At 72.9% G+C, this 6613-nt stretch carries 11 protein-coding genes; 10 read left to right on the forward strand and 1 reads right to left on the reverse strand.

Annotated features, from left to right (window positions below; genetic code table 11):
• The 7 genes from VFZ20_RS07800 to VFZ20_RS07830 form a co-directional block, all read left to right on the forward strand.
• Positions 1-189: hypothetical protein (locus VFZ20_RS07800; protein ID WP_329683288.1), on the forward strand; the 189-nt coding region annotated here is incomplete at its 5' end.
• 79 nt (positions 190-268) lie between these two features.
• Complete coding sequence (locus tag VFZ20_RS07805; RefSeq protein ID WP_329683289.1) at positions 269-634, forward strand: hypothetical protein; 366 nt, start codon at positions 269-271, stop codon at positions 632-634.
• Between the two features lie 37 nt (positions 635-671).
• On the forward strand, positions 672-806 hold the full coding sequence (locus tag VFZ20_RS07810) for a hypothetical protein (RefSeq protein WP_329683290.1): 135 nt from the start codon (positions 672-674) through the stop codon (positions 804-806).
• A gap of 88 nt (positions 807-894) precedes the next feature.
• On the forward strand, positions 895-1050 hold the full coding sequence (locus VFZ20_RS07815) for a hypothetical protein (RefSeq protein WP_329683291.1): 156 nt from the start codon (positions 895-897) through the stop codon (positions 1048-1050).
• Between the two features lie 184 nt (positions 1051-1234).
• Positions 1235-2035, forward strand: a complete 801-nt coding sequence (locus VFZ20_RS07820; RefSeq protein ID WP_329683292.1) for a Ku protein — start codon at positions 1235-1237, stop codon at positions 2033-2035.
• 5 nt (positions 2036-2040) lie between these two features.
• Positions 2041-3000, forward strand: coding sequence for a non-homologous end-joining DNA ligase (ligD, locus tag VFZ20_RS07825; protein WP_329683293.1), 960 nt, complete (start codon positions 2041-2043; stop codon positions 2998-3000).
• Between the two features lie 58 nt (positions 3001-3058).
• Positions 3059-3382, forward strand: coding sequence for a hypothetical protein (locus tag VFZ20_RS07830; RefSeq protein ID WP_329683294.1), 324 nt, complete (start codon positions 3059-3061; stop codon positions 3380-3382).
• Between the two features lie 357 nt (positions 3383-3739).
• On the opposite strand, the gene VFZ20_RS07835 is transcribed toward VFZ20_RS07830, so the two are convergent.
• Complete coding sequence (locus tag VFZ20_RS07835; RefSeq protein ID WP_329683295.1) at positions 3740-4816, reverse strand: ParB/RepB/Spo0J family partition protein; 1077 nt, start codon at positions 4814-4816, stop codon at positions 3740-3742.
• Between the two features lie 405 nt (positions 4817-5221).
• Here VFZ20_RS07835 and VFZ20_RS07840 point away from each other — a divergent pair, with 405 nt between their 5' ends.
• Genes VFZ20_RS07840 through VFZ20_RS07850 form a run of 3 tightly spaced genes read left to right on the forward strand, consistent with a single transcriptional unit; the run spans position 5222 to position 6550 of the window.
• Positions 5222-5488: a hypothetical protein gene (locus VFZ20_RS07840; protein ID WP_329683296.1), complete on the forward strand. Its 267-nt coding sequence runs from the start codon at positions 5222-5224 to the stop codon at positions 5486-5488.
• Positions 5489-5530: 42 nt separating this feature from the next.
• The gene (locus tag VFZ20_RS07845; protein WP_329683297.1) at positions 5531-6217 is read left to right on the forward strand and encodes a hypothetical protein; all 687 of its coding nucleotides are present in this window, start codon (positions 5531-5533) and stop codon (positions 6215-6217) included.
• Positions 6218-6241: 24 nt separating this feature from the next.
• Entirely contained in the window at positions 6242-6550 is a 309-nt protein-coding gene (locus VFZ20_RS07850; RefSeq protein WP_329683298.1) for a hypothetical protein, read from the forward strand.
• Positions 6551-6613: the final 63 nt, after the last annotated feature.

Genomic DNA, 6613 nt, shown 5'->3' on the forward strand with positions numbered 1-6613 from the left:
GGCAAGGAGCCGCTCACCCCGGACCAGCTGACCTACATGCTGGATCTCCTGCACGAGGACGGGCAGGACCGGCGGCTCGTCTTCGAGACGTACGGCTATCTGGACCGCGGGATGTCCAAGGGCCACGCTTCCGTCCAGATCAAGAAGCTGAAGGGCGAGTTCGTGGAGCCCCGCGCCGTGGCCGCGTAGGGCCCGTCCCTGGCCCGCAAGACGATCGCGGCGGCCATCCCGGCCGCCGCGCTTCTTTTCACCCGGACGAGATCCGCCGATGCCGATCACCAGGCTGCAGCCCTCGCACGACGACCCGAAGAACTGCTTCCGCTACCGCGACAAGGAGTCCGGGGACGCAGTGGAGGTGGAGGTCTGCTACGTCTCGCACAGCGCGCGCCGCGGGATCTACCTGACCATCAAGCCCGTCACCCTCTCGGACGACGCGTACTCCTTCAACCTGATGTCGCTCCGGCAGTACCACGTGCGCTCCCTGAATCGCGCGTCGCCGCGGGTGCTGCGCGAGATCGCGGAGGCCGTCGACCCGCACGTGGAGGAGCTGGCCGCCACCTTCCGCGAGGACTCCCAGGCGGGGTACGCGGCCGCCCGGGCACTCGCCGAGTCCCTGCAGCCGCAGGCCGCCTGAGCGTCCGCTCGCGGCATAACCCTTCGTCGAGCCTGCCATGATTCCGGACGAATACGACGCCTTCCACGAAGACCTCGCGACCGGCGAGGGGATGCGCGAGCCACCCGGCCGCGCCACTGACCAGGGCGGCACGGCCGCCGCCGATCCCGGCGACGCAGCCGCGCCCGCCTGAGCGCCGCCGGCGTTTCTCCGTCCGCCGCCGGTCGTGGCGGCCGGAAGCACGCGATCCTGCCGGTGCTCCCCTCTCCACTCGCCAGCCGATGACCGACGAGATCTCCGAGATGACGAAGGAAGAGCGGCTCGCGGCCTTCTTCGCGGCCGTCGAAGGCGCCGACCTGCCCGACGGCGCCTTCCTCGCGCTGCTCGCGGAGTTCGGGCTGGAGCCGAGTGACATCGTCGACTCGGAAGACGCCTGACATCCCGGTGGGGCGAGGTGCCGCGCCGTGCGGCACCCGCCACCCCCGATCAGAAAAGAGGGTTGGGTGCAGCAGCAGCGCGTGGTCCGCGGCACCGGAACGACGCGCCCTCACCGTGGCCGCCCACGCGGGAAGCGCGGGCCGTCCCTTTCTCCCCATCGCCCCCCAGGAGACGATCGAAGCCATGTCGCGCAGCACCTGGAACGGCACCCTGAGCTTCGGGCTGATCCATCTTCCGGTCAGCCTGTTCACGGCCGTTCGCGAGCAGGACGTGAAGTTCCGGCAGCTCTGCCCCGTCCACCGCCAGCCGATCTCCATGAAGCGTATCTGTGCCGGCGCGCCCGGCGGTGATCCGGCGGAGGCGCACGAGGTCGCGCAGGGAGACCTGGTTTCGGGCTACGAGCACGCGCCCGGGCAGTTCGTGGTGGTCACGAAGGAGGAGCGCGCCGCCTCGCGCGAGGACAAGGCCTCGTTCGACGTCCGCCTGTTCGTACCGCACGACGCCCTGGATCCCCGCCTCTTCGACAAGCCGTATCTCGTGCTCCCCCAGAAGCCGGACGCCGCACGGACGTACGCCCTGCTGCGTGAAGCGCTCGCGCGCTCCTCCAAGACCGGCATCGGGCTGATCACGCTTCGGACCAAGCAGCACATGGGAGCGATCCGCGTAGCCGGCGACGTGGTGCTGCTCCAGACACTGCACTGGCCGGATGAGCTGGTGGACATGGGCGAGTTCGCGCTGCCCGGTGGCACCGGTCTTGGCGACCGCGAAGTCGCGCTGGCGCTGCAGCTGGTCGACAGCCTCTCCGGCGCGCTCGCCACGGCGGAGTTCAAGGACGGCCACCGGGAGCGGCTGCAGCGCCTGATCATGGCCCGCGCCGAGGGCGAGGAGCCGGAGCCGGACGTCCGCGGCGAGCCGGGCGGGACGCCCGTGACCGACCTGGTTGCCCTGCTGGAGGCGTCCATCGCGGCGCGCCGGGCGGCGTGACCACGATGATCACCCGCATCGGGCCCATGCTGGCACAGCCGACGGACACCGTCCCGGAGGGCCCGGAGTGGCTCCACGAGCAGAAGTACGACGGAGTGCGGATCGAGGGACACGTGGGCTCCGCCAGCGTCGCGCTCTTCACCGCCAACGGCCACAACAAGGCCCGGCAGTTCCCGGAGGTGGCGGATGCCTTCCGCGCGCTGCACGGGCTTGTCGGGCACGACCTCGTGCTGGACGGAGAGATCGTCGCTGCGGCCAGCGATGGCTTCACCGGCTTCCAGCTCCTCCAGCGGCGGCTGCCGCTGGAGGACCCCTTCCGCATCCGCCTGCTCTCGCGCTCCATCCCCGCGGCCTTCGTGGGCTTCGACGTGCTCGCGGTCGCTGCGCGCTCCATCCGCGACCGGCCCCTGCGCGAGCGGCGGCAGGTGCTGAACACCCTGCTCTCGGAGCCGCCGCCCGGGCTCCGGCTCGCCCTCCAGGACACCGCGGGTGTGAAGATGGTGGCGCGTGCCCGCGCGGAGGACTGGGAGGGGATCGTGTCCAAGCGCGCCGACTCCCCCTATCTGCCCGGCCAGCGCGGCCCTGCATGGAGAAAGCTGAAGCTCGCCCTCCGGCAGGAGTTCGTGGTCGGCGGCTTCACCACATCCACGGGGGAACGGCGGGCGTTCGGCGCGGTGGTCGTGGGCTACCACGATCGCGGCAGGCTGGTCTATGCCGGGCGGGTAGGGACCGGGTTCAGCGAGGACGAGCTCGCGCGCATGGCTGCGCGGCTGCGGGCAATCCAGCGGTCCGCCTGCCCCTTCGCCGAGGAGCCGAAGCTGGACGAGCCCGCGACGTGGGTGGACCCCAGGATCGTGATCGACGTGCGGTTCAACCACTGGACGGAGACCGGCAGGATCCGCTGGCCGCGCTTCCTGGCAGTCCGGGAGGACAAACGCCCCGAGGACGTCGTGCGCGAGACGTAGCCGCGCACATCGCACATCGCTTCACCGCGCCCAAAGTGGCGCCCAACCCATAACGCCGATGAACGCACCCATTCTCGACCCGCCCCCGTACCGCGACCTCGTCGTGCCCGAGCTCGTGCCGTTCTTCGACCGCATTGTGGAGATGCTGGTCCGGGGCGGCGCCGACGTGGACCATCCGCTCACGCTTGCGCCGGCCGCGTGGGCCGCCCTCGCGGCCGCGCTGGTGCAGAGCATCCAGGCCCACCGGCTGCTCGCGTCCGCGGGGAGCGACGACGCCGCCGCGCGCCTCCCCCTGCTCGAGGCGCTGCTCATCCAGATGACCAACGCGGAGAGCATCGACGAGGTGATGCCGAATCCCGCGGCCGCCGGCGTGCTGCACTGACGCCAGACCGGCCAGGGCACCGAGCCAGGAGGGCCGCGCCGGGTGCACCCGGCGCGGCCCTTTTCTCATGGCGGATCCGGCCCGGCGCAATCGGCGCCATGGACCTCTCGAAGCGTCCCTGTGACCGGCGAGGTACACCGGGTGCATCCCGCTGCGAGCCTGTACCCTGATCCCAAGGACGTGTACGTGGTGTATCCCGCCGATGACACATCCATCCGTATCAACCTGCTCCGCCGGCAGCTCCGGGAGGCTTGCGAGAAGCTTGCGCAGCTGCGCCAGCGGCAGGTGCCACCTCGGGAGCCACCGGCATCCACGGTGCCCGGGGTGGGGGGCCAAGGCGTGGACCGGTGTAGCGGATCACGCGTCGCGCCGGTCCGCCGCGAACCGTAGGGGAAGTCCCTGCTGCACGGCACGGCTCCCCCGGTTGCGCTGGGCCAGCGCGGTCCGCCTTCGCGCCGCGCGCGTGCCGAGGCGTGCTCGGCCGGGTCCGCCGGCCCGCACCGCCCGCGCGGCTGCTTCGAGGATGGCCGCGATCCGCTCGCCCTCTCCTGTGTCCAGTTCCGCCCGCCCGGCCAACACCTCCACGACCGGCGCCAGCCGGGACAGGTAGCGCGCCGCCTGGTTTGACGCGAGTGAAGTGAGCGGCTGCCGGATGTTCACCTGGAACCCTGCCTCCCAGGGCTCCGCCGGAGGCTGCAGCACCCGCTCGCGCTTCGCGAGCCGCTCCGCCGCGATCACGTCCCCGGCGCGCACGAGCTCCTGCAGCAGGCGCTCGGCGGCCGCAGTCGCCGACGCCCCCGCCGCGCGCGCCACGCGCCGGAGTGCGGCAAGCGGGAGTCTCGCGAGCCGCGCGTGGTCCGGCTGTCCCTCCTTCACAACGCCGGCGGCCAGCAGCACCTCCATCGTGAGCGCGTCGGCGACCTGCAGGTATTCGCCCACCGTCTGGAACTTCTTCCCGCTGCCCGCGCTCCCCGCCACGTCCCGCACTCCCGCACCCAGTCCGCGCTCGCGCCGGCGCTCCCGCCGCGCGGCGTACGCACGCGCCCACTCCCAGGGCGAGAGGTCGCTGCGGTCCGCGTTCTCGCTGGCGACCATCCGCTCGGCATGATCATCATCGGCAGCAGCCAGGACCACCGGCACCAGCCACTGCCCGTCCTGATCGCGCTGCAGCACGCCGTCAGCCTGGCCGCGCTGCACCAGCCGCTCCAGCGCCCGGACGCGCATCTCGCCGGGCATCAGCTCCACGCGCCCGGCGCGGGTGGGGTGCGGCCGCCCGCGCGGCTCATGGATCAGTCCCGTCGCGAGGATGCTGTCGGCCAGGGCGTCGATCTCGCCCTCCGGGAAGACGAGCCGCACCTGGTACGGGGACGGGTCGATGCAGTCCAGCCGGACGTGCTGGACACGTGGGTCCGCGAGCGGGAGAGTCGTGTGCACGTGCACCTGATCAGCCGGCGCAGGGGCTCGGCGGTCATGGATCCGGCGAGGGCGCATGCGCGCGCGCCCGCACTGGTACCCCGCCACCCACCGCTCCGCCGTCACCCCCGCTGTCCGGTATACGGACGCTACGCGGCGCTGGAGATCAGGCCCGTCACAGAAAAGCGCGGCCGTGCGCGGCGTCAAAACCGGCGGCCCGTGGTCGTGGTACCAGCGGGGACCACCCGAGCCACTGGTCCCCAGCCATTCCGCGCAATGCAGACGCCGCATCACCGGATCGTTGCCGTCCGCCGCAGGAACCCCGTCACCCTTGCGCTCCGCGACCGGGGCGACGGCGCACTGCAGGTCTCGGCAGGCGCGCGGGTGATCGGGAACGTACCCGTCGCGCCGGGCCGGGCGGCAGCCGTGCGGGCGATGCTTGCCCGGCCGGTCTGGCTGCTGGCCGTAGCCGCGGAGGTGCACGGCGACGTGGTAGGACGCGTCTGGGCGCTGGTCGCGGCGGAACCGGCGCCCGCCGAGGTGGGCGAGCTACGGGACGAGGACATGGTGTTCGCGCTGCTCCTGACGGATGTACACGAACCACGCGCCCGGCGTGCGGAGCCCGCCGACCTCGTCGCGGAGGTGCGGCAGATCCTCGCCCGCCTGGTGGGCGAGAACACGCCCGCCCCATAGGCGGTCCCCCTTCACGCACGACGTCCACCCCGAAGCAGGCCCGTGGCCACCACCTTGCCGCCGCTCCTCCCCCTTCCCTGGCTGGAGGAAAGGATTACCGCGGCCTGCGCCGCCGTCGGGATGCGCCCGCCGGGCGGCGCGATCGCGGGACGCACCGTCTTCGTCCTCCTGTACGCCGGCGCGGTCGCGGGCACCGGCCGGTGGATCCGGCCCGCCCAGGTAGTGCGCATGTCCGACGCGCAAGCCGTGCGCCAGACGCCGGAGGAACGGCTCGCGTGGGCCGCCGCGTCGCTCGCGCCCGGCTACCATCCGCCGGGCCGCCGCTGGTACGCGGAGAACACCCGCGAGTCCGTACGCGCGGTGCTCCGCGGCACGCTGCTCCGCGCCGGCGCCGTGGCCGAGCGGACCGGCCTCTCGCCGTCCTCGGCCGCGCCGCGCTGGGCGCTGGACCCGGGCTTCGCGAAGGTCCTCGCCGCGCCGGCGGAGGATGCGGCAGCCGCGCTGGCCGCGTGGGCTTCGGTCCGACGCCGGGTGGCACGGGAAGAATCCGGGACCGCCCGCCTCGCTTCCCTCTTCCGGCGCGCGGCAGCCGAGGCGGAAGCGTTCGTCGGATCAGGCGCTGCCCATCCGGCGGAGGCCGCGGTGCAGCGCGCGGCCGGAGCCATCCACAGCGCTCTCGCCGCGCTCACCGACGCACCCCTTTCAGAAAAGATGGGGCAGCCGAGATAACCATCATCCTGGAGATCGTTCCCCATGCGCGACGTCCACCGCCTGCTCCCGGTCCTGCTCCTCGCCGCCTGCAGCTTCCCGTCCGACCCCCCGGCCCAGCCCGCGTGCGAGACAGACCGGGTCCAGGACGCCAGCCGGACCGAGTGGGCCGCGCTCCAGCGCGCGCAGGCGGACACGCTCGAGCAGGCGCGGCGCCGGGGCACGGCCGCGTACGAGGCAGCGGCCGCCCGTGCCGCGGCCAGGCTGCACTCGTACCGGGCCGAGCACACGCGCCGGATGGCCGCGGCGGCGCGGGTCGACAGCGTGTTCGCCTGCCCGAGGTCAGCGGGCTGAGCCTGTCGCGGAAGATCCGGTGTGCACGAGGGGCCGGCGTTCTCTGCGCCGGCCCCGCGTCGT

The sequence above is a fragment of the Longimicrobium sp. genome (assembly GCF_036280135.1).
GTDB lineage: Bacteria > Gemmatimonadota > Gemmatimonadetes > Longimicrobiales > Longimicrobiaceae > Longimicrobium.